Annotated in this window: 1 pseudogene; it reads left to right on the top strand. The window is 49.2% G+C overall.

Going from position 1 to position 1,198, the window contains the following annotated elements:
- Positions 1 to 38: 38 nt before the first annotated feature.
- A pseudogene (locus tag DWY93_RS16775) lies at positions 39 to 1,198 on the top strand (type IV secretory system conjugative DNA transfer family protein); the annotation flags it as partial.

Here is a 1,198-nt window from a genome sequence, read left to right as displayed (position 1 = left end):
GATGAAAGTCAGCAAGGCGCAGGGTGCCTACCTCATATCTTATGCAAATGCACAGTTCCTATGTCATTACTGATCCGAAAGGAACGGTTCTTGTGGAGTGCGGGAAAATGCTTCAGAAGGGTAAGTATCGGATCAAGGTGCTGAATACCATAAACTTTTCCAAATCCATGCGTTATAATCCATTTTCGTATATTCGAAGCGAAAAGGATATTCTGAAGCTGGTCAATACCATTATCACCAATACAAAAGGTGAGGGACAGCAGTCCGGAGAAGATTTCTGGGTGAAGGCGGAAAAGCTGTATTATACAGCGCTGATTGCCTACATCTGGTACGAAGCACCGGAAGAAGAACAGAACTTTGCGATGCTGATCGATCTGATCGATGCCAGTGAGGCGAGGGAGGATGATGAAAATTTTAAAAATCCGGTAGATTTATTATTTGATGAACTGGAAGAAAAAGATCCACATCATTTTGCGGTCCGGCAGTATAAAAAATACAAGCTGGCAGCTGGCAAGACAGCAAAAAGTATTCTGATTAGCTGCGGTGCAAGGCTGGCTCCCTTTGATATTCCCCAGCTCAGGGAGATCATGTCTTATGACGAGCTGGAGCTGGATAAGCTGGGGGACGAAAAATCGGCGCTGTTCTTTCTTATCAGCGATACGGACACCACCTACAACTTTTTGGTTGCCCTCGCTTTCTCGCAGATGTTCAACCTTCTGTGTGAACGGGCTGACAACACCTATGGAGGGCGTCTGCCCTACCATGTGCGGGTGCTGTGGGACGAAGCTGCCAATACCGGACAGGTGCCGGGGCTGGAAAAGATCGTGGCTGTCATCCGCTCCCGTGAAATCAGCCTGACGCTTTTTTATCAGGCAATGAGCCAGTGTAAGGCATTGTACAAAGACCATTCCGAAACCATCATGGGCAACATGGACAGCATCGTGTTCCTCGGAGGCCGGGAGGCTTCCACCCTAAAGGATATTTCGGAAAACTGGCTGGGCAAGGCCACCATCTCTATGCAGACCGAGGGCCGAAGCCGTGGACAGTCTGAAAGTTACAGCCAGAATATGCAGCGGCTTGGCCGGGAACTGATGACCACCAGCGAGATCACCACCATGCCCGGAGATAAATGTATCTTGCAGCTTAGAGGGCTCCCACCCTTCCTGTCCCCGAAGTATGACTTGAAAAAGCACCCGAA

The sequence above is a fragment of the Clostridium sp. AF28-12 genome (genome assembly GCF_003435225.1).
GTDB classification, from domain to species: Bacteria; Bacillota; Clostridia; order Lachnospirales; family Lachnospiraceae; genus Pilosibacter; species Pilosibacter fragilis.
This window is presented reverse-complemented; position numbering and strand designations above follow the sequence as displayed.